General features: G+C 66.7%; 22 protein-coding genes. 16 read left to right on the top strand and 6 right to left on the bottom strand.

Annotated elements, in window-relative coordinates; translation table 11 throughout:
- Nucleotides 1–26 precede the first annotated feature (26 nt).
- From WG908_RS09590 to WG908_RS09540, 11 genes are all read left to right on the top strand, one after another.
- Nucleotides 27–842: a pyruvate, water dikinase regulatory protein gene (locus WG908_RS09590; RefSeq protein WP_340186339.1), complete on the top strand. Its 816-nt coding sequence runs from the start codon at nucleotides 27–29 to the stop codon at nucleotides 840–842.
- A complete protein-coding gene (locus WG908_RS09585; RefSeq protein WP_340186338.1) occupies nucleotides 839–1,435 on the top strand; it encodes a Maf family protein in 597 nt (198 codons plus the stop codon). The genes WG908_RS09590 and WG908_RS09585 overlap by 4 nt, the downstream gene beginning before the upstream one ends.
- The gene (gene aroE, locus WG908_RS09580; RefSeq protein ID WP_340186337.1) at nucleotides 1,432–2,256 is read left to right on the top strand and encodes a shikimate dehydrogenase; all 825 of its coding nucleotides are present in this window, start codon (nucleotides 1,432–1,434) and stop codon (nucleotides 2,254–2,256) included. The genes WG908_RS09585 and aroE overlap by 4 nt, the downstream gene beginning before the upstream one ends.
- 13 nt (nucleotides 2,257–2,269) lie before the next feature.
- The gene (coaE, locus tag WG908_RS09575; protein WP_340186336.1) at nucleotides 2,270–2,863 is read left to right on the top strand and encodes a dephospho-CoA kinase; all 594 of its coding nucleotides are present in this window, start codon (nucleotides 2,270–2,272) and stop codon (nucleotides 2,861–2,863) included.
- Between the two features lie 29 nt (nucleotides 2,864–2,892).
- Nucleotides 2,893–3,594: a DNA polymerase III subunit epsilon gene (gene dnaQ / locus WG908_RS09570; RefSeq protein ID WP_340186335.1), complete on the top strand. Its 702-nt coding sequence runs from the start codon at nucleotides 2,893–2,895 to the stop codon at nucleotides 3,592–3,594.
- Between the two features lie 68 nt (nucleotides 3,595–3,662).
- A complete protein-coding gene (gene hpf, locus WG908_RS09565; RefSeq protein ID WP_340186334.1) occupies nucleotides 3,663–4,280 on the top strand; it encodes a ribosome hibernation-promoting factor, HPF/YfiA family in 618 nt (205 codons plus the stop codon).
- A 135-nt stretch (nucleotides 4,281–4,415) separates the two neighbouring features.
- Nucleotides 4,416–4,883 (top strand): PTS sugar transporter subunit IIA, encoded by a 468-nt coding sequence (locus WG908_RS09560; RefSeq protein ID WP_340186333.1) that lies wholly within the window; start codon nucleotides 4,416–4,418, stop codon nucleotides 4,881–4,883.
- A complete protein-coding gene (locus WG908_RS09555) occupies nucleotides 4,843–5,349 on the top strand; it encodes a PaaI family thioesterase (protein WP_340186332.1) in 507 nt (168 codons plus the stop codon). Before WG908_RS09560 ends, WG908_RS09555 begins: the two co-directional genes overlap by 41 nt.
- Nucleotides 5,342–5,668 (top strand): DUF1491 family protein, encoded by a 327-nt coding sequence (locus WG908_RS09550; RefSeq protein ID WP_340186331.1) that lies wholly within the window; start codon nucleotides 5,342–5,344, stop codon nucleotides 5,666–5,668. Before WG908_RS09555 ends, WG908_RS09550 begins: the two co-directional genes overlap by 8 nt.
- 178 nt (nucleotides 5,669–5,846) lie before the next feature.
- On the top strand, nucleotides 5,847–6,518 hold the full coding sequence (locus WG908_RS09545) for a cell wall hydrolase (protein ID WP_340186330.1): 672 nt from the start codon (nucleotides 5,847–5,849) through the stop codon (nucleotides 6,516–6,518).
- A gap of 119 nt (nucleotides 6,519–6,637) precedes the next feature.
- Complete coding sequence (locus WG908_RS09540; RefSeq protein WP_340186329.1) at nucleotides 6,638–7,141, top strand: MmcB family DNA repair protein; 504 nt, start codon at nucleotides 6,638–6,640, stop codon at nucleotides 7,139–7,141.
- Between the two features lie 56 nt (nucleotides 7,142–7,197).
- Here the strand turns inward: WG908_RS09540 and WG908_RS09535 are convergent, their stop codons facing one another.
- A complete protein-coding gene (locus WG908_RS09535; protein WP_340186328.1) occupies nucleotides 7,198–8,103 on the bottom strand; it encodes a prephenate/arogenate dehydrogenase family protein in 906 nt (301 codons plus the stop codon).
- Complete coding sequence (locus tag WG908_RS09530; protein WP_340186327.1) at nucleotides 8,104–9,201, bottom strand: pyridoxal phosphate-dependent aminotransferase; 1,098 nt, start codon at nucleotides 9,199–9,201, stop codon at nucleotides 8,104–8,106. It lies immediately after the preceding gene.
- Between the two features lie 105 nt (nucleotides 9,202–9,306).
- Here WG908_RS09530 and WG908_RS09525 point away from each other — a divergent pair, with 105 nt between their 5' ends.
- Nucleotides 9,307–11,124 (top strand): ABCB family ABC transporter ATP-binding protein/permease, encoded by a 1,818-nt coding sequence (locus WG908_RS09525; protein WP_340186388.1) that lies wholly within the window; start codon nucleotides 9,307–9,309, stop codon nucleotides 11,122–11,124.
- Here the strand turns inward: WG908_RS09525 and metW are convergent.
- The 3 genes from metW to WG908_RS09510 all read right to left on the bottom strand — a co-directional run bounded on the left by metW (nucleotide 11,114) and on the right by WG908_RS09510 (nucleotide 13,362).
- Nucleotides 11,114–11,710, bottom strand: a complete 597-nt coding sequence (gene metW, locus WG908_RS09520) for a methionine biosynthesis protein MetW (RefSeq protein WP_340186326.1) — start codon at nucleotides 11,708–11,710, stop codon at nucleotides 11,114–11,116. The genes WG908_RS09525 and metW overlap by 11 nt on opposite strands.
- The gene (gene metX, locus WG908_RS09515) at nucleotides 11,707–12,843 is read right to left on the bottom strand and encodes a homoserine O-acetyltransferase MetX (RefSeq protein ID WP_340186325.1); all 1,137 of its coding nucleotides are present in this window, start codon (nucleotides 12,841–12,843) and stop codon (nucleotides 11,707–11,709) included. Before metX ends, metW begins: the two co-directional genes overlap by 4 nt.
- 93 nt (nucleotides 12,844–12,936) lie before the next feature.
- Nucleotides 12,937–13,362, bottom strand: coding sequence for a thioredoxin family protein (locus WG908_RS09510; protein ID WP_340186324.1), 426 nt, complete (start codon nucleotides 13,360–13,362; stop codon nucleotides 12,937–12,939).
- A 96-nt stretch (nucleotides 13,363–13,458) separates the two neighbouring features.
- Here WG908_RS09510 and WG908_RS09505 point away from each other — a divergent pair, with 96 nt between their 5' ends.
- Nucleotides 13,459–15,423, top strand: a complete 1,965-nt coding sequence (locus tag WG908_RS09505; protein ID WP_340186323.1) for an energy transducer TonB — start codon at nucleotides 13,459–13,461, stop codon at nucleotides 15,421–15,423.
- Nucleotides 15,424–15,442: 19 nt separating this feature from the next.
- Here WG908_RS09505 and WG908_RS09500 read toward each other — a convergent pair whose 3' ends face one another.
- Nucleotides 15,443–16,060: an ankyrin repeat domain-containing protein gene (locus WG908_RS09500; protein ID WP_340186322.1), complete on the bottom strand. Its 618-nt coding sequence runs from the start codon at nucleotides 16,058–16,060 to the stop codon at nucleotides 15,443–15,445.
- A 44-nt stretch (nucleotides 16,061–16,104) separates the two neighbouring features.
- On the opposite strand from WG908_RS09500, the gene WG908_RS09495 reads away from it, so the two are divergent.
- The 3 genes from WG908_RS09495 to WG908_RS09485 are packed head-to-tail and all read left to right on the top strand — an operon-like array spanning nucleotide 16,105 to nucleotide 17,871.
- Entirely contained in the window at nucleotides 16,105–16,758 is a 654-nt protein-coding gene (locus WG908_RS09495; RefSeq protein WP_340186321.1) for an SCO family protein, read from the top strand.
- Entirely contained in the window at nucleotides 16,755–17,180 is a 426-nt protein-coding gene (locus WG908_RS09490) for a YcgN family cysteine cluster protein (RefSeq protein WP_340186320.1), read from the top strand. Before WG908_RS09495 ends, WG908_RS09490 begins: the two co-directional genes overlap by 4 nt.
- Entirely contained in the window at nucleotides 17,161–17,871 is a 711-nt protein-coding gene (locus tag WG908_RS09485) for a M48 family metallopeptidase (RefSeq protein ID WP_340186319.1), read from the top strand. Before WG908_RS09490 ends, WG908_RS09485 begins: the two co-directional genes overlap by 20 nt.
- Nucleotides 17,872–17,902: the final 31 nt, after the last annotated feature.

The following is a 17,902-nucleotide window of genomic DNA, read 5'->3' as shown; positions in this document are numbered from 1 at the left end:
CACAGCAGTCCAACACAGATATACAGGTGACGCGCATCCACCTTCATCTGTTGTCGGACTCGACCGGCGAGACGCTGGAAGGCGTTGCCAAGGCGGCGATCGGCCTGTTCGAGAATGTGGAGGCGGTGCGCCATTTCTGGCCGATGGTCCGGTCCGAAATCCATCTCGACCGCATCATGGAAGAAATCGGCGTCAACCCCGGCCTCGTCCTGTTCACGCTGACCAATCATCAGTTGCGCCGCAAGCTGGAGGGCCGATGCCGCGCGCTCGGCCTGCCCCATGTCGCCCCGCTCGATGCGGTCACTGATGCGCTGTCCAACATATTGGGGCAGGAAACGCGCAACCGGCCGGGGCGCAAGCACATCCTGGACGAAGCCTATTTCGCGCGGATCGAGGCGATCCAGTTCACCATCGCCCATGACGATGGCGTGGGCCATGAAAATTGGGAGGAAGCCGACATATTGCTGGCGGGGGTTTCGCGGGCGTCCAAGACGCCGACGTCCATCTACCTTGCCAATCGCGGCTACAAGACCGCCAATATCCCGCTGGTGCCCGAATCCCCGCCGCCGCGCAGCCTGTTCAGCCTCAAACATCCGCTGGTCGTGGGCCTGACCGTCAGCCCCGAACGGCTGATGCAGATTCGCCGCAACCGCTTGCTGTCGCTCAACCAGGCGCCCGAAACCGCCTATGTCGACATGGACAAGATTCAGGAAGAGCTGGCCTTTGCCCGGCGCATGTATGCCGACAATGGCTGGCCGGTGATCGACATGACGCGCCGGTCGATCGAGGAAGCGGCGGCCGCGATCATCAATCTGTTCAACGACCGGGAACTGACCGAATGACGATTGTGCTGGCGTCGCAAAGCGCGAGCCGCCGGGCGATGCTGACCGCGGCGGGAGTGCCGTTCGAAGCATTGTCGCCCGGCGTCGACGAGGAAGCGGCGAAGGAAGCGCTGCGCGCCGACGGGCTGGACGCGCGCGGGCTGGCCGATGCGCTGGCGGAGCTGAAGGCGCTCAAGGTGTCGCGCCGGGTCGCAGGCGCGCTGGTGCTGGGGTGCGACCAGACATTGAGCCTGGACGATGGCGGCATGATCGACAAGGCGGTCGATCGCGAGGATGCGGCGCGCATCCTGCGGCTGTTGTCGGGGCGGGTGCATCATCTCCACAGCGCGGCGGTGATCGTGCTGGGCGGCCAGCCGATCTGGCGCCATGTCGAGCGGGTGCGGATGACGGTGCGCGCGCTGTCGGACGCTTTCATCGCCGATTATCTGGAGCGGGAATGGGACGAATGCCGCTGGTGCGTGGGCTGTTACAGGATCGAGGGGCCGGGCGCGCAGCTGTTCAGCAGGATCGAGGGCAGTCAGTTCGCGATCCAGGGCCTGCCGCTGCTGCCGCTGCTTGACTTTCTGCGCGTCCGCGGCGTTTTGGCGGCATGAGCAACAGCCTTCCCTATGCCGAGGTGATCGGCGATCCGATCGCGCACAGCAAATCGCCGATCATCCACAATTTCTGGCTCCAGGCGCTGGGCATCGAAGCGGAATATCGCAAGACACATGTAACGCCGCAGGGGCTGGCCGCCTATTTCCTGGAGCGGCGCGCCGATCCCGACTGGCTGGGCTGCAACGTCACCATCCCGCACAAGATCGCGGTGATGGACTATACCGACGATCCGGGCGGGGTGCGCGAGCGGATCGGCGCGATGAATACCATCGCCTGCGAAACCGGCGGGCCGCTGGTGGGCACCAATACCGATGCCGGGGGCTTTTTGCAGCCGCTGTTGCGCGACAAGTGGAGCGGCGGGAGCGCGGTGATCGTCGGCGCGGGCGGGGCGGCGCGCGCGATCCTGTTCGCGCTGGCGAGCCTGGGCGTGGCCGACATCGCCGTGATGGCGCGCGATCCGGCCAAGGCGCAGGCGCTGCTCGACCGCGCCGGGGTGGCGGGCCGGGCGCTGGCGCCGGACGCGCCGTTGCCGGCTTGCGACCTGCTGGTCAATGCCAGCCCGCTCGGCATGACCGGGCAACCGCCATTGACGCTCGACCTGTCGCCGCTGCCCGCCGGGGCGAGCGTGTACGACATCGTCTATGCGCCGTTGGAAACGCCGTTGCTGGCGGCGGCACGGGCGCGGGGCCTCAAAGCCATCGACGGCCTCGAAATGCTGATCGGCCAAGCGGCGCTGGCCTTCGACATCTTCTTCGACGCGCAGCCGCCGCGGGGACGCGACGCCGAGCTGCGCGCGCTGCTGCTCGCTGCGGGCTGAATCGGGCGGGGCGATGAAAATCTATGGACTGACCGGGTCGATCGGCATGGGGAAGTCGGCGGTGGCGGCGATGTTCCGGCGCTGTGGCGTGCCGCTGTTCGACGCCGACGCGACCGTGCATGCGTTGCAGGGACCGGGCGGCGCGATCCTGCCCGCCATCGAAGCGCGCTTTCCCGGCACGACCGGGCCGCAGGGGGTCGATCGGGCGAAGCTGGGCGCGGCGGTGTTTGGTCATCCCCATGAATTGCGGGCGCTCGAAGCGATCGTCCATCCCGCCGTGCAGGCGGCGCGGCGGATGTTCCTGCGCCGCCATCGCGCCCGTGGCTTCGTCATCCTCGATATTCCGCTGCTGTTCGAAAAGCATGGGGAACGGCGGCTGGACGGGGTGATCGTGGTGACCGCGCCGGCATGGAAACAGCGCAAGCGGGTGCTGGCGCGTCCCGGCATGAGCGCGGCGAAATTCCGCCGGATCGTGCGGTTGCAGACGCCCGATGCGCAAAAACGCCGCCGCGCCGACCATATCATCCATACCGGCACCACATTCACCCGCACGCGGGCGCAGGTCAGGGCGCTGGTCGCTTGCCTTGGCCGCAAAGCAGGCAGATAAGGGTGGTTCAGGAGTCGGTCGGAAGGGCGATGCGCGAAATCATATTCGACACCGAAACCACGGGTTTCGACCCGGCATCCGGCGACCGCATGGTCGAAATTGGCTGCATAGAATTGTTCAATCGTGTGCCTACTGGTCGCACGTTCCATGCCTATTATCATCCCCAGCGGGCGATGCCGGCCGCCGCCGAAGCGATCCACGGGCTGTCGGACATGTTCCTGTCCGACAAGCCGATTTTCGGCCATGGCGCCGACGAGCTGCTCGACTTTCTGGAGGACAGCCCGCTGGTCGCGCACAATGCGCGGTTCGATTTCGGCTTTTTGAACCACGAGCTGCGGCTGTGCGGCCGGCCCGAAGTGGCGATGGAGCGGATGATCGACACCGTCGCGATCGCGCGCACGATGCATCCGGGCGCCAAGCACAGCCTGGACGCGCTGTGCACCCGCTATGGCATCGATCGCAGCCATCGCGTCAAACATGGTGCGCTGCTCGATGCGGAATTGCTGGCGCAGCTCTATATCGAACTGACCGGAGGCCGTCAGATCGGCCTGGGTCTTGCACAGGAGGAAGCATCGGAGCATTTCCGGGCGGAACCGGCGTTCTTCAGCGCCGTTCGCCCGGTTAGACCCGCGCGGGTCTTCATGGCCAGCGCGGCGGAGCTGGAACGGCATGCAGCGTTCGTCGCGACGCTCGACAAGCCGCTCTGGCTCGACGGGTCGCCCCCGGCCTGACCACAGGCAAGGCGACTCCCGCTATCCGGCGCGTTCCCCGCACGCCGGCAAGAACAAGGAGAAAGCTTATGGATATTCGTGTTTCCGGGCATCAGGTCGATACGGGCGACGCGCTCAAGCAGCATGTCTGGACGCGGTTGGAAGCGGTGGCGGAAAAATATTTCGCCCGCGCCATTTCCGCCCAGGTCACGTTTCGTCCCGCGCCGCACGGCGCATTCCATTGCGACATCGTCTGTCATGTGATGACCGGACTGATCCTGAAAGGTGCGGGCGAGGCGCAGGACGCGCACGTCGCGTTCGACCAGGCCGCCGACAAGATCGAAAAGCAGCTGCGCCGCTACATGCGCCGGTTGAAGGACCGCCATGCCCAGGCGGCGGCGGCCGAGGCGCAGCGCGCCAACGGCTATAGCATCGACGATATCGATGGCGCGGGCTACACCGTCTTTGCGACCGCCAGCGACGAGGAGGAAGTGGACGAAGCGCCGCTGATCGTGGCGGAAACGCGGGTCGATATTCCAGAAGCCAGCGTGTCCGACGCGGTGATGATGCTCGATCTGCGCAACACCAATGCACTTTTGTTCCTTAACGCCGGAACGTCAGCCTACAACATGGTCTATCGCCGCCATGACGGGACGATCGGCTGGGTCGAGCCGCGTCCGCAGCCGGCGGCGCAGCAGCGCGCCTGAACGCCCCGGCCAAAGGGTTCCGGTTGACCTGCGGGTGCCGGAGCCCTATTGGCCGGGCCTTTGGCGCCCGAGCGGAGGACCATTGCCTGCCATCGCGGGAAATCGGCGCTCGGCGACAGCTTTCCAGGTTTGGTCATGACGCATTTCGACGACATCGTTTCATCCAGCGCGCTGGCGACCGGCCTGTCGGTCAATGGCAAGAAGCACCTGTTCCTGAAAATCGCCGATATTGCCGGTGAAGCCTATGGCCTTGACCCCGCGCGCGTCAACGAAGCGCTGACCGAACGTGAGCGGTTGGGGTCGACCGGCTTTGGCGGCGGCGTCGCCATTCCCCATGCCAAGATGGAAGGGCTGGACCGGATGCGCGGCATCGTCGTCCTGCTCGATCCGCCCGTCGCCTTCGATGCGATCGACGAAGCGCCGGTCGACATCGTCTTTGCCCTGCTGTCGCCGACCGACAGCGGCGCGGAACATTTGAAGACGCTTGCGCGCGTTTCGCGCTACCTGCGCGACGAGGCGCAGATCGCCCGGCTGCGCGGGGCGCGGTCGGACGCTGCGCTTCATGCGATGCTGGCGGGCAACGAGGCGCGTGACGCAGCCTGAGCCGGACGGCCCGCCAAGCGGCGAAAGCGCGCATTTCCGCGCGCTGGAACATTTGTACCGGTCGGCGCCGATCAACCAGATGTTCCGGTCGGACCTGATGATTCCCGCCGCCGGCCATTCGGTGATCGATTTCGAGGTGGACGAAGGCGCGTTTCATGCCGCCGGCGCGGTGCATGGCACGGTCTATTTCAAGATGCTGGACGATGCGGCCTTCTATGCCGCCAACAGCCTGGTCAGCGACCGGTTCCTGCTGACCACATCGTTCAACCTGCTGTTCACCCGGCCGATCGGCCCAGGCCGGATTCGCGCCGAAGGGCGGTGGATCAGCGGCAAGCGCCGAGTCTATGTCGCCGAAGCCAGCCTGATCGATTCGGACGGCGAAGAGGTCGGTCGCGGCACCGGCACCTTCATGCGATCGCAATTTCCGCTGTCATCGCTGGCCGGCTATCGATTCGGCGATGACTGAGGCGCGGCTGACCAGCGCGATGCTGGCCAGCGCGCTGATCCGACGCGCGAACGGCGCGGGCGGCGTTGCCACGGTGGTGGTGAAGGGCGATCCGACAAGCGGCGTCATCCTGGTCCAGACGCTTGAAAAGGGGCGGGAAATCGGGCTGTTCGAGCGGGTGTCGGACTATCGCGGCGGGTGGCGACTCATGGCATGCGGCGCGGGCGCGGACGACATGCCCCAATATATTGAGCGTCGTCGCCGCGCAGACCCCGACCTGTGGATAATCGAACTCGACATCCCGGAAGCGGAACGGTTCGCCGCTGAAACGATCTGCTGATCGTTGACAGGCGGATACGCGGCGGACATAGGCGCGCAACGCTACAACGCGCAGGTTGCCGTGACGGTCCAGGGGGGCCCGGCCCGGTAAACACGCAGACGGGGGGCGGCCCGACGCTGGCAAGGGGTTTGTGTAACGCCGGCGTTCATGGCCAAGAACCGCATATTTTTGAGATATAATGAGTTTTCGTCTGAAAGCCGCGACCTTCGCGGCACTGGCTCTGTCCGCCGCAGCGGCGACAGCGGCAACCGACATGTCGATCGCGAGCGAGGCATCGCTCACCGGGTCCATGTCCACCGGCACTGTCCCGGTAACAATTCCCGAACCTGTCACAGGTTCCCCGGCGCAGAGCGTGAAGCCCGCCGTCATTTTCGCAAGTCCGCGCGAAGTCGCCCAGCCGATCGAATCGCAAACCGTGCCAGCCAGCCCGCCGGAGGCCGACAGCCTGATCGAACTGGTTGCCGCCCATGGCGCGCCCGAAGAGGTCGATGGCGACATGCGCTGCCTGGCCGGTGCGGTCTATTTCGAATCGAAGGGCGAGAGCCTGGAAGGCCAGCTCGCGGTTGCGCGGGTCGTGATCAACCGCGCCCGTTCGGGCCGGTTCGCCAGCAGCCTGTGCGGCGTCGTGTTGCAGCGCGGCCAGTTCAGCTTCGTGCGCGGCAATGCCATTCCGTCGGTGCGGGCCGACAGCCGCGCCTGGCGCGAAGCGGTCGCCATCGCCCAGATCGCATCGCAAGACCGTTGGGACAGCCAGGCCGAAGGCGCGCTGTTCTTCCACGCCCGCCGCGTGTCGCCGGGCTGGGGCAAGAAGCAGCTGGCGTCGATCGACAACCACATCTTCTATCGCTGATCGAAATTCGGCCCATATGGGCCGAATCCTCCGGCCAGGACGATCATCAGGACCGGCCCGGCGGCGCGGATGCGCTGACCGGGCTTTTCTTTTGTTCCCGACCCGTTCTATATCGGGTCATGGCCGACAGCGACCCCGCCCCTTCCTGCTCGCCGCTGATGGACGGCACCGCGCTGGCGGTGGCGCGGGGCACGTTGCGGCTGTTCTTTCGCCATGACATGAGCGGGATGTTGGAAGTGCCCCTGCCCAACGGCCGGCGCGCCGACATCATGGCCATCGACGCCGCCGGGCAATTGACCATCGTCGAAATCAAATGTTCGCGTGGCGACCTGCTGGGCGATGGCAAATGGCCCGATTATTTCGACTATTGCGACCGGTTCTACTGGGCGGTGCCGAGCGGGTTCGATTTGCGCCCGTTCGACAGCGAGGCGCTGTGGCCCGAGCGCACCGGGTTGATCGTGGCCGATCAATATGACGCCGAGCTGGTGCGGCCCGCGCCGGTCGAACCGCTGGCGGCGGCGCGGCGCAAGGCGCAGACGCTGCGCTTTGCCCGGCGCGCCGCGCGCCGCCTGACCGCGCTTGCCGACCCCGACCATGTCGCCGAGATCGGCTGGAACGCCTGATCGCCGGCGCGGCCGGCGTCAAATCGCGATCATTGTCCCGTCGAAAGCCCGTGGCCCTAATGCGTGCGGCCGAAATCGGGGGCGGGGTCGTCCTGCCCCTGTTCGATGATCGACCGGCGGATATCGCGGGTGCGGGTGAACAGGTTGAACAGCGCGTCGCCGTCATTCCAGCGAATGGCGCGCTGGAGCACCGACAGATCTTCCGAAAAGCGCTGGAGCATTTCGAGCACCGCATCCTTGTTCGCCAGGAATACGTCGCGCCACATGGTCGGGTCGGACGCGGCGATGCGGGTGAAATCGCGAAAGCCGCCGGCGGAATATTTGATGACTTCGGACTGGGTGACATTTTCCATGTCGCTGGCCGTGCCGACGATGGTGTAGGCGATGAGGTGGGGCAGGTGGCTGGTCACCGCCAGCACCAGGTCGTGATGCGCCGGGTCCATCAGCTCGACATTCGCGCCGACGCGCCGCCACAGTTCGGCCACGCGCTCGACCGCGGCGGGATCGGCATCGGCGGGCGGGGTGACGATGCACCAGCGGCCCTTGAACAGGGTGGCGAAGCCCGCTCGCGGGCCGCTGTTTTCGGTTCCGGCGACGGGATGGGCGGGAATGATGACGCGGCCGGGCAGCGCGGCGGTCAATTGCGCCAGCACGTCGGCCTTGCAGGAGCCGACATCGCTGACGATCGCGTCCGCAGGCAGATCGTCGGCGATTTCCGCTGCGGCCGCGCCCATTGCGCGCACCGGCACGCACAGGATCACCAGGTCCGCGTCGGTCACGCTGGCGCCGGCGGTGTCGGTGATGTCGTCGCACAGGTCGAGCGCGCGCGCGATTTCGCGCACCTGCGGATCGGCATCGTGGCCGGTGACGCGCACCGTCGGCATCGCCTGGCGGATGGCGTGGGCGAGCGAGGAACCGATGAGGCCGAGGCCGATGATAGTGATGCGGGAAAAGGGCAGCATTCAGGCCGCTTCCGCCATCGCGCGCAGCTTGGCTGCAACGGCGCGGGTCTGCTCCTTGGTGCCGATGGTGATGCGCAGGCCGTTGGGCAGACCCTGCCCCGGCAGCCAGCGTGTCGCAAATCCTTCGTCCCACAGCCCCTTCATCGCCGCTTCCGCCGTCAGCTTGCCGTCGAACAGGACCAGCAGGAAATTCGCCTTGCTGGGCACCGCGCGCAGGCCATGGTTGGACAGCGCGGCGATTTCCCCCGCCAGCCAGTCGCGCCAGCGGGCATTGTGGGCGCGGCTCAGATCGGTCCAGTCGGTATCGCCGATCGCCGCGACCGCAGCCGCCTGGCCCATGGTGGTGACGTTGAACGGCGCACGGATGCGATGCAGCGCGTCGATCACATCGGCACTGGCATAGCCCCAGCCGATCCGTTCGGCGGCGAGGCCGAAAATCTTGGAAAAGGTGCGCGTCACCAGCACGTTGGACGCGGTGCGCGCCAGGTCCAGCCCGCCGTCATCCTCGTTCGCGTCGAGATATTCGGCATAGGCCTGATCGAGCACGAACAGGATGTCCGGGCGCAGGCCCGCGTGCAGCCGGGCGATGTCAGCCCGCGGCGTCATCGTGCCGGTCGGGTTGTTGGGATTGGCGAGGAAAACCACCTTCGTCCGGTCGGTCACGCAGGCCAGCAGCGCGTCGACATCGGTCGCATAGTCGGCGTCGGGCGCGATCACCGGGGTCGCGCCCACCCGCCGCGCGGCGATATCATAGACCGAAAAGCCGTAGCGGACATAGAGGATCTCGTCCCCCGGCCCGGCATAGGCGCTGGCGGCGATGTGCAGCAGTTCGTCCGATCCGGTGCCATAGATGATGCGCGCGGGATCGAGGCCATGGGCCTGGCCGATAGCCTCGCGCAGCAGGTTCGCGCCGGGATCGGGATAGGTGGCGAGGTCGGCGGACGCCGCCATCACCGCCGCCCGCGCGGCCGGGCTGGTCCCCAGCGGATTTTCATTGGCCGACAGCTTGATCAGCGGGCGGCCGTCATCGGCGGCGGACTTGCCGGGAACATAGGGCGATATTCCCAGAATCCAGTCTTTGGGCACAGGCTTTGTCATCGCCGCGCTGTAGCGCCATCGGCCGCAAAGGCAAAGTCCCAGGCGCCGGTCCTGTCACCAACTATCCCCATTCCCTTGCCCGCTCGGCCGCCCTACATGAACGCTATGCCTCCTTCTTCCGTCGATGACGGTCCCATCCCGCCGATCTGGGCGACGCTGCGCCGGTTTCTGCCCTATTTGTGGCCGGCCGATGCGCCCGCGCTGCGGCTGCGGGTGGTGCTGGCGATGGTCTGCGTGCTGCTGGGGAAGGCGGTCGGCCTGATCATGCCGTTCGCCTACAAGGCGGCGATCGACCGGATGGCGCCGGGGATGGAAGCGGCGGCCGGCCTGGCCATCGCCATGGTCGCTGCCTATGCCGGCGCGCGCTTTTCCGCCGTGTTGTTCGACAATCTGCGCAATTCGGTGTTCGAGCGGGTGGGGCAGGAAGCGACGCGGCGCTTGTCCGACCATGTGTTCACGCATCTCCACCGCCTGTCGCTGCGCTTCCACCTCGACCGGCGGACGGGGGCCGTCACCCGGATCGTCGAGCGCGGGACCAAGAGCATCGACACGATGCTGTATTTCCTGCTGTTCAACGTCGCGCCAACGGTGCTGGAGCTGGCGGCGGTATGCGTCATATTCCATGTCAAGTTCGGCAGCGGGCTGGTGGGGGCGACGCTGGCGATGGTGGCGCTGTACATCTGGTTCACGCGGACCGTCACCGAATGGCGCAACCAGCTGCGCCGCGACATGGTCAATATGGACACCAACGCGGTCGCGCACGCGGTCGACAGCCTGCTCAATTTCGAAACGGTCAAATATTTCGGCGCCGAACAGCGCGAGGGCGACCGTTACGGCGCGGCGATGCGCCGCTATGCGCAGGCCGCGGTCAAGAGCGAGAACAGCCTGGCCTGGCTCAATGTCGGCCAGTCGCTGATCACCAACCTGATGATGGCCGGCGCGATGGCCTATACCATCTGGGGGTGGAGCCGGGGCCAGTTCACCACCGGCGACGTGGTGCTGGTCAACACGCTGCTGGCCCAGCTTTTCCGCCCGCTCGACATGCTGGGCATGGTCTATCGCACCATTCGACAGGGGCTGATCGACATGGAGGCGATGTACAAGCTGATCGACACGCCGGCCGAGATCGTCGATGCGCCGGGGGCGCCGGCGCTGCATGTCGCCCATGGCGAGGTGCGGTTCGACAATGTGGTGTTCGGCTATGACGACGACCGGCCGATCCTGAAAGGGGTGAACTTTACCGTGCCCGCCGGCCGGACGCTGGCGATTGTCGGGCCTTCGGGCGCGGGCAAGTCGACCATCGCCCGGCTGTTGTTTCGGTTCTACGACGTGCAGGCCGGACGCATCCTGATCGACGGCCAGGATATCGGCGGGGTGACGCAAGGCTCGCTGCGTGCGGCGATCGGCATCGTGCCGCAGGACATGGTGCTGTTCAACGACACGATAGGCTACAACATCGGCTATGGCCGCGAACATGCGACCCGCGCGGCGATCGAGGATGCGGCGCGCAGCGCGTCGATCCATGATTTCATCACGTCCCTGCCGCAGGGCTATGACACCCGCGTCGGCGAGCGCGGACTGAAGCTGTCGGGTGGGGAAAAGCAGCGGGTGGCGATTGCCCGCACGCTGTTGAAGGATCCGCCGGTGCTGGTGCTGGACGAAGCGACCAGCGCGCTCGACAGCCGCACGGAAAACGAGATTCAGGACGTGCTGCGACGGATCACCCGCCGTCGCACGACGCTGATCGTCGCGCATCGCCTGTCCACCGTGGTCGATGCCGACGAGATCATCGTGCTGGATCGCGGGGAAGTGGTCGAGCGGGGGTCGCATGCCGCGCTGGTCCGCGCCGGCGGCCTTTACGCGCTGATGTGGAACCGCCAGGCCGCCGAACGCGAAGCGCAGGACACCATCCTCACCGCCTGAGCAGGAAGACCGCATGTTCGGCGAACAGGTTGGCGTTCGCATGGGTGGTTTCGCGGTCCCCTTTGAGGAACCATTGCCCGTCGATCGACCAGCCCCGTTCCTTCACCAGCGCGCGGAAATCATCGACCGTCACATGATGGATGTTGAGCGTGTCATACCAGGTGTCGGGCAACAGCCGCGTCACCGGCATGCGCCCGCCCCACAGCAGCGACAGCCGCCCGCGCCAGTGCGCGAAATTGGGGAAGCTGACGAAGGCCTGCGCGCCGATCCGCAACAGTTCGTCGACCACCATGTCGGGACGGCGGGTGGTCTGGAGCGTCTGGCTGAGGATCGCATAATCGAAGCTGGCGTCGGGATAATAGGCAAGGTCGGTGTCGGCATCGCCCTGCACCACCGACAGGCCGCGCCCGACCGCCTGCGCGACGTTGGCGCCGTCGATTTCCAGCCCGCGCGCATCCACCCCCTTGGTATCGCGCAGCGCCGCCATCAGCGCGCCGTCGCCGCAGCCGACGTCGAGCACGCGCGCATTGGGCTTTACCATGCGCGCGATCAGCGCAAGATCGGGGCGCAGCGCCTGCCCGGTCATGCCCGGCCGCCGTTGAGGAAGCCGTGCACCACCCGGTCGAGTTCGGGGCATTCGAGCAGGAAGGCGTCATGGCCAAAGGGGCTGGACAGTTCGACAAAGCTCGCCTGCGCGCCGGCGGCATTGAGCGCATGGACGATGATGCGCGATTCCGCCGTGGGATAGAGCCAGTCGGTATCGAAGCTGATGAGGCAGAACCGCGCCTTGCTGGGGCCAAAGGCGCGCGCGAGGCTGCCGCCATGATCATCGGCGATGTCGTAATAATCCATCGCGCGGGTGATATAGAGATAGCTGTTGGCGTCGAACCGTTCGACGAAACTGAGCCCCTGGTGGCGCAGATAGCTTTCCACCTGGAAATCGGCGTCGAAGCCGAATGTCTTGGTGGCGCGCCCCTGGAGCCGCCGGCCGAATTTTTCGGTCAGGCCCGCTTCGGACAGATAGGTGATGTGCGCGGCCATGCGCGCGACCGCGAGGCCGGCGCTCGGCACCTTGCCATCGGCGTAATAATCGCCGCCGCGCCAGTTCGGATCGGCCATGATCGCTTGCCGTCCGACTTCATGGAAGGCGATGTTCTGGGCGCTGTGCCGCGCGGTCGAGGCGATGACGATGCAGGATTCGACCCGGTCGGGGAACAGCGTCGGCCAGGTCAGCGCCTGCATCCCGCCCATCGACCCGCCGATCACCGCGCGCAGCCGATCCACGCCCAGATGATCGAGCAGCAGCGCCTGCGCCCGCACCATGTCGGCGATGGTGATGACCGGAAAGCGCATCGCATGGACTTCGCCGGAGGCCGGATCGATGCTGGCCGGGCCGCTCGATCCCATGCAGCTGCCCAGCACATTGGCGCAGACGATGAAATGCTGCGTCGGATCGACCGGCTTGCCGGCCCCCACCATGCGCCACCACCAGCCCGGCTTGCCGGTCAGCGGATGATCCGACGCGACATATTGGTCGCCGGTCAGCGCATGGCAGATCAGGATGACGTTGGAGCGATCGGCATTGAGCGTGCCATAGGTTTCATAGGCGATATCGACCGGGCCGAGCGCCGCGCCGCTATCGAGCGGGAGCGGTCCGGCCAGGCGAACCTGCCGGCGGGGGCCATAACGGCTGTCATCGCTGGGTTGCGCAGTGGCCATGGTGCTGGTCGCGCTAGGCGGGGGGGGCAGCCCTGTCAAATGCAAAGCCGCCGTTCCGGGGAGCGACATGGCCAAGCGCCCGTCGCTGCGACACTATTGCATGATGATCGCCGCGGGGCGGCACTGGGCCTGCATCGCACGAACGACATGACCATCGACCCCCGCTTTGCTGGAGGCGCAAAGGACCGCGCCGTCATCGGTCATGATGCTGAACGGCAGGCCGGTGGTGCGGCGGGCCAAATCCGTCGTGATCGCCAAGAGCTGACCGGGCGTGGGTCGCCACAGCACAGCGGTCGGCACGCGCCGGAGCATCGCTTCGCCGCGCCGCCCGCTGTCCATCGGCACGACCTTGACGCCGTAGGGCTGCGCCACCCGCATGATTTCGTCGATCCGCGCGATTTCGGCATGGCAGGGTGCGCACCATGCCGCGACGAACAGGATCAGCGTCCGGCGGGGATAGGGCGATGGTTCGGCCGCGGGCGCGGCAGGGGCTGGCGCGACCAAAAGGAAGATGGCCATCGCCATCGCCATCGCCGCCCCCATATTTCGAAATTGGCTCGACACAGGCATCGCGACTTGCTTTCCTGCCGACCGGCACTGGGGGATGACGACTATATGCTTATGCTTATCGCGGCGATGCTGGCAAGTCAGGTGGCGGGCAGTCAGGGAACGGCGGCCCCGCCAGCCAGCCCCGCCCGGTCCACGCAGCAGATATTCGACGCGGCGACGCGCGCGGGCGAAGAGGGGCGGTGCGCCGATGCGATCAACGATTTCACGGCGATCGAAAACAGGCCGGTGATCGCGAAGAACGCGATGGCGAGCGCAGCGGTGTCGGTGCGCAAGGGTGTGTGCCTGGTGCGGATGGACCGCGCGGACGAAGCCGAGGCGGCGATCCGCGCCGGCGCGGCGACGTTGGCGACCAAGGGCACGGACTTTACCGTGGATGTTCGCTCCGCGCATGTCGTCCTTGGCCGGTTGGCCATGCTCCGGTTCGACTATGTCGCCGCCGCGCAGGATTTTCGCGCCGCACTGGCGAATTCTTCCGGCTCTTCGCGGTTCGAGCCACTGGCGCTGTTGGCGCAGGTCACGGCATTCGACAAGAGTCCAGAGCCGCTGACGCTGGCGACGCAGGCACTGGACCTGATCCGGGACGACCCCAAGGTGACGAAAGATCAGATCGCCACGATGATGGCCCTTCGCGCCCGCATCATGACGATCCAGGGACAGCATGCGCAGGCCTATGCCGAATTGAAGAGCGCGCTCGCCCTTCAGGGCGGGCTGGGCCTCAAGGTCAATATCTCGGACGTGCTCACCCGGTCCGACCTGGCGGTGGCGGCGATGTTGCTCGACAAGCCGGACGAAGCGCGCAAATATCTGGCCTATACCGGCGCGGGGCGGATGAAGGATGCGCCTTTCGCCAAGGCCACCGCCATGGATTCGCCGCCCTGCGGCGCAGCCGGGATGACGCGCGACGATTTTGCCATTGTCGAATTCAGCCTGAGGGACGATGGGTCCGTCGGCGGTGTCGCGCCCATCTATGCCACCGGGGGACGCGAGGTGGCGCTGGAATTTGCGCGTGCCGTTTCGACATGGGCCTGGCGACCGGAAGATGCCCAGGCAGTGCCCTTGCTGTTTCGCGCCGCTACGCGCGTGGAAATGCGCTGCACCACCGCCGGCGATGCGGCTTCGGTGATGTCGCCCATCGAAGCTGCGTTCCGGCAATGGGCAGGCACGTCCACCGATTTCTGGTCGGAAACCGGCAGCGCGGCGCGACGGCTGCCGCTCGTGCTGGATGCCGTGCGGAAAGCCGAGGCAGGTGGCGACACGCATTCGCTGATAGGGTTGCTGGCATGGCTTGGCATGGAAGATATTGTTCCCGCCAAGCAGCGGTCCGCCCATCTGGCGCGGGCAAGCGAACTGGCGGTCGCGGCGCGTGCGCCCACGCCGGTCACGACCTTCCTGCGCCTGGGCCAGATCATGGCCGATTTCCCGACGGACGGTCGGCGTGCGCAGGCCGCGCGCCGCGCGCTGCTGGCGACGCCCGCAGTCGCTGCCAATCCGTTGAGCGTCGCGACATTGCGCTTGATACTCGCCATGCCCGGCTATCGCATGGCCGCGCCGCCCGACGCCGCCGCCTTGCTGGACGCGCTTTTGGCGGACCCGCAAATGCCCCCGACTCATCCGCTACGGGTGAATGCGCTGCTCCAGCGCGCGACGCTGGCGGCCGCCAGCGGGCAGATCGACGCTGCCCAGAATTATTTCGCGCAAACCGGCCTGACCGAACAGCAATGCGCCCTGATCGGCGTTCAGCCCGCCCTGAAAAGCACCGGGATTTCAGGCGCGCAATTCCCGCGAGAGGCGCAGGTGATGGGATTTGAAGGGTGGGTCAAACTGGAGTTCGACATCAATGCCAATGGATCGACCGCTACCCCTCGACCGGTCATCGCCTACCCGCCGATGATATTCAACAAGGCGGCCAAGGAGATATCGAAGGGCGTGCGCTATCGGAGCAGTTACCGCCCGGAGGGCGGGGCGGCGTGCACCGGAAAGCAGGAAAATATCGTCTTCCGGCTGCCGTGATGAAGCCGATGATGAGCGTTCAGAAAACCGGGCCTTGCACCGGCCCCTTGGGCGCGGCCGGTTTGGCGGTGTTCAGCGCGTCGGCGAGGCCCGGCGTGCGGTTGTCGCGGGCGGCATAGTCGCGCGCCGACATGCCGGCGATGTTGTCGCGCTTGTCGGGGTTTGCGCCTTGCGCCACCAGCAGCCGCACCAGCGCAAGGTCGCGCAACTGTACCGCGCGGATCAGCGGCGTTTCGCCATTGTCATTGGCGAGGTCCACCTGCGCCCCGTTGGCGATCAGCAGGCGAACGCCGTCTTCGAACCGGGCCTGTACCGCGTCCATCAGCGGCGAGTCGCCGCTATTGTCGGTCAGATTGGGATTGGCGCCCTTGGCGATCAGGAAGTTGAGCCATGTCGAATCGCGGCGGGCGATGACGAGGTGAAGTGCGTTTTCGCCGCTGTTGACGTCGCGGCTGTTGATGACGGTCGATCCGGGCTTGCCGAGCAGGTCGGTCGCCTTTTGCCCGTCGCGATCCTTGACCGCCTTGAGGAAATTGTAGCCGTTGGAAAATTGCGCCTGCGCGGCTGCGGGCACCAGCATCGATGCCAGCAACGCCGCGCGCGCCGCCTGTGCCAAGCCCGAAAAGCGTCGCGTCATTTGTCCATGCCCCGTTGCGATTGCAAATGCGCGTCTAGCAGGGCATGGCTGGACGCGCCATGAACAAAGCGCTGTTTTCCTTCATCATGCCGCCCGCTATATTGGCCGCCGCCTTGCTCGCCGGATGCAGCGGGGGCGGTTCCCCCAGCGGCGACAGCGTGGCGGGCGAGTTGACCGGCGCGCGGATCGGCGCGCCCTTCACGCTGACCGACCAGGATGGCAAGCAGGTGCGCTGGGACGATTTTCGCGGCCAGTATCGGCTCGTCTATTTCGGCTATACCTATTGCCCCGATGTCTGCCCGGTCGACCTGCAACGGATCATGCAGGCGTTCGCGCAGTTCGAGAAGGAGGAACCGGCGCTGGCGGCCAGGGTGCAGCCGATGCTGATCAGCCTGGACCCCAAGCGCGATACGCCCGCCGTGCTAAAATCCTATGTCGCGGCGTTCCACCCGCGCCTCGTCGGCCTGACCGGAACGCCCGAACAGATCGCCAGGGTCGCCAAGGACTTCGTCGTCATCTACAATGAGGAGACGGTGAAGGGCGCGAGCGAGTATCTGGTCAGCCACAGCCGCACCCCCTATCTGTTCGGACCGGACGGCAAGCCGATCGCGCTGGTGCCGGTGGACGATCCGGGCACGCCGGAGGATGAGGGCGCGCCCGAAAAGGTGCTCGCCGCCCTGCGCCAATGGGTGAAGTGAAGTTCTGGGAACAGCCGCTGGCGTCGCTCGACCGCGCGCAGTGGGAAGCGCTTTGCGACGGATGCGGCAAATGCTGCCTGCACAAGGCGGAGGATGAGGATACAGGGCGGATCTATCCGACCAACGTCGCCTGCCGGCTGCTCGACCGGGTCAGCGGCCAGTGCACCAATTACAGGCATCGGCGGCAGTTCGTGCCCGATTGCGTGCGGCTGACGCCCAGGCTGGTGAACGAGATCGGCTGGTTGCCGCGCACCTGCGCCTATCGGCTGCGCGGCGAGGGCAAGCCGCTGCCCGAGTGGCATTATCTGGTTAGCGGCGATCGCGAGGCGGTGCATCGCGCGGGCGAATCGGTGCGCGGCTGGACCGTGGCCGAGGTGGACGCGGGCGACCTGGAAAATCATCTTGTCGACCGGGACATCTGATTCAGGGGCGATCATCGTCGACGGCATCGCCGTGCCGGTGCGGGTGCGGCGGTCGGCGCGGGCGAGGCGCTATCGCCTGACGATAGATGCGGCGCGGGGCGAGGTGCGGCTGTCGCTGCCGGCGCGCGCGAGCCTCAAGCGGGCGCTCGGCTGGGCGCAGGAGCATGGGCCATGGGTGCGCGACCAGATGGCGGCGCGGCCCGACGGCGTGCCGCTGGGCGATGGCGCGCTGTTCGCGCTGGAGGGGCATGAGGTCGAGATCCGCTGGCGCGCCGATGCCGGGCGGCGGATCGTGCTGGCGGAGGGCGTGCTGATCGTCGGCGGGGCGGCGGAGTCGGTCGGCGCGCGGGTGTTGCGCTGGCTCAAGGCGCGGGCAAGAGCGGTGCTGGAGGCCGAAACGCGCGCGCTGGCGGCGACGCACGGGCTGAACGTGGCGTCGGTGGCGGTGGGCGATCCGCGATCCCGCTGGGGCAGCTGTTCGTCGACGGGCGCGATCCGCTATAGCTGGCGGCTGATCCTGGCGCCGGCATGGGTGCGGCAGGCGACGGTCGCGCATGAAGTGGCGCACCTGCTCCACATGGATCATAGCGCGGCGTTTCATGCGGCGCATGCGCGGATATTGGGCCGCGACCCGGCACCGGCGCGGGCGTGGCTCAAGGCGCATGGGGCGGGGCTGCACCGGGTGGGGTGACGTCGACCATGCCGCTTCCTAAGTAGGTCCG

Source organism: Sphingobium anseongense (assembly GCF_037725245.1).
Taxonomy (GTDB): domain Bacteria; phylum Pseudomonadota; class Alphaproteobacteria; order Sphingomonadales; family Sphingomonadaceae; genus Sphingobium.
Note: the sequence above shows the minus strand (reverse complement) of the source record. Positions and strands in the feature narration are given on the sequence as shown.

Excerpts from the sequence above, each read along its gene's own strand:
- WG908_RS09555 (WP_340186332.1), top strand. The coding sequence starts at position 4,843 with ATGCGATGCTGGCGGGCAACGAGGCGCGTGACGCAGCCTGAGCCGGAC.
- WG908_RS09505 (WP_340186323.1), top strand. The coding sequence starts at position 13,459 with ATGCTTATGCTTATCGCGGCGATGCTGGCAAGTCAGGTGGCGGGCAGT.
- metX (WP_340186325.1), bottom strand. The coding sequence starts at position 12,843 with ATGGCCACTGCGCAACCCAGCGATGACAGCCGTTATGGCCCCCGCCGG.
- metW (WP_340186326.1), bottom strand. The coding sequence starts at position 11,710 with ATGACCGGGCAGGCGCTGCGCCCCGATCTTGCGCTGATCGCGCGCATG.
- WG908_RS09585 (WP_340186338.1), top strand. The coding sequence starts at position 839 with ATGACGATTGTGCTGGCGTCGCAAAGCGCGAGCCGCCGGGCGATGCTG.
- hpf (WP_340186334.1), top strand. The coding sequence starts at position 3,663 with ATGGATATTCGTGTTTCCGGGCATCAGGTCGATACGGGCGACGCGCTC.
- WG908_RS09540 (WP_340186329.1), top strand. The coding sequence starts at position 6,638 with ATGGCCGACAGCGACCCCGCCCCTTCCTGCTCGCCGCTGATGGACGGC.
- WG908_RS09495 (WP_340186321.1), top strand. The coding sequence starts at position 16,105 with ATGGCTGGACGCGCCATGAACAAAGCGCTGTTTTCCTTCATCATGCCG.
- WG908_RS09550 (WP_340186331.1), top strand. The coding sequence starts at position 5,342 with ATGACTGAGGCGCGGCTGACCAGCGCGATGCTGGCCAGCGCGCTGATC.
- WG908_RS09510 (WP_340186324.1), bottom strand. The coding sequence starts at position 13,362 with ATGGCCATCTTCCTTTTGGTCGCGCCAGCCCCTGCCGCGCCCGCGGCC.
- dnaQ (WP_340186335.1), top strand. The coding sequence starts at position 2,893 with ATGCGCGAAATCATATTCGACACCGAAACCACGGGTTTCGACCCGGCA.
- WG908_RS09545 (WP_340186330.1), top strand. The coding sequence starts at position 5,847 with ATGAGTTTTCGTCTGAAAGCCGCGACCTTCGCGGCACTGGCTCTGTCC.
- coaE (WP_340186336.1), top strand. The coding sequence starts at position 2,270 with ATGAAAATCTATGGACTGACCGGGTCGATCGGCATGGGGAAGTCGGCG.
- aroE (WP_340186337.1), top strand. The coding sequence starts at position 1,432 with ATGAGCAACAGCCTTCCCTATGCCGAGGTGATCGGCGATCCGATCGCG.
- WG908_RS09530 (WP_340186327.1), bottom strand. The coding sequence starts at position 9,201 with ATGACAAAGCCTGTGCCCAAAGACTGGATTCTGGGAATATCGCCCTAT.
- WG908_RS09500 (WP_340186322.1), bottom strand. The coding sequence starts at position 16,060 with ATGACGCGACGCTTTTCGGGCTTGGCACAGGCGGCGCGCGCGGCGTTG.
- WG908_RS09535 (WP_340186328.1), bottom strand. The coding sequence starts at position 8,103 with ATGCTGCCCTTTTCCCGCATCACTATCATCGGCCTCGGCCTCATCGGT.
- WG908_RS09525 (WP_340186388.1), top strand. The coding sequence starts at position 9,307 with ATGCCTCCTTCTTCCGTCGATGACGGTCCCATCCCGCCGATCTGGGCG.
- WG908_RS09560 (WP_340186333.1), top strand. The coding sequence starts at position 4,416 with ATGACGCATTTCGACGACATCGTTTCATCCAGCGCGCTGGCGACCGGC.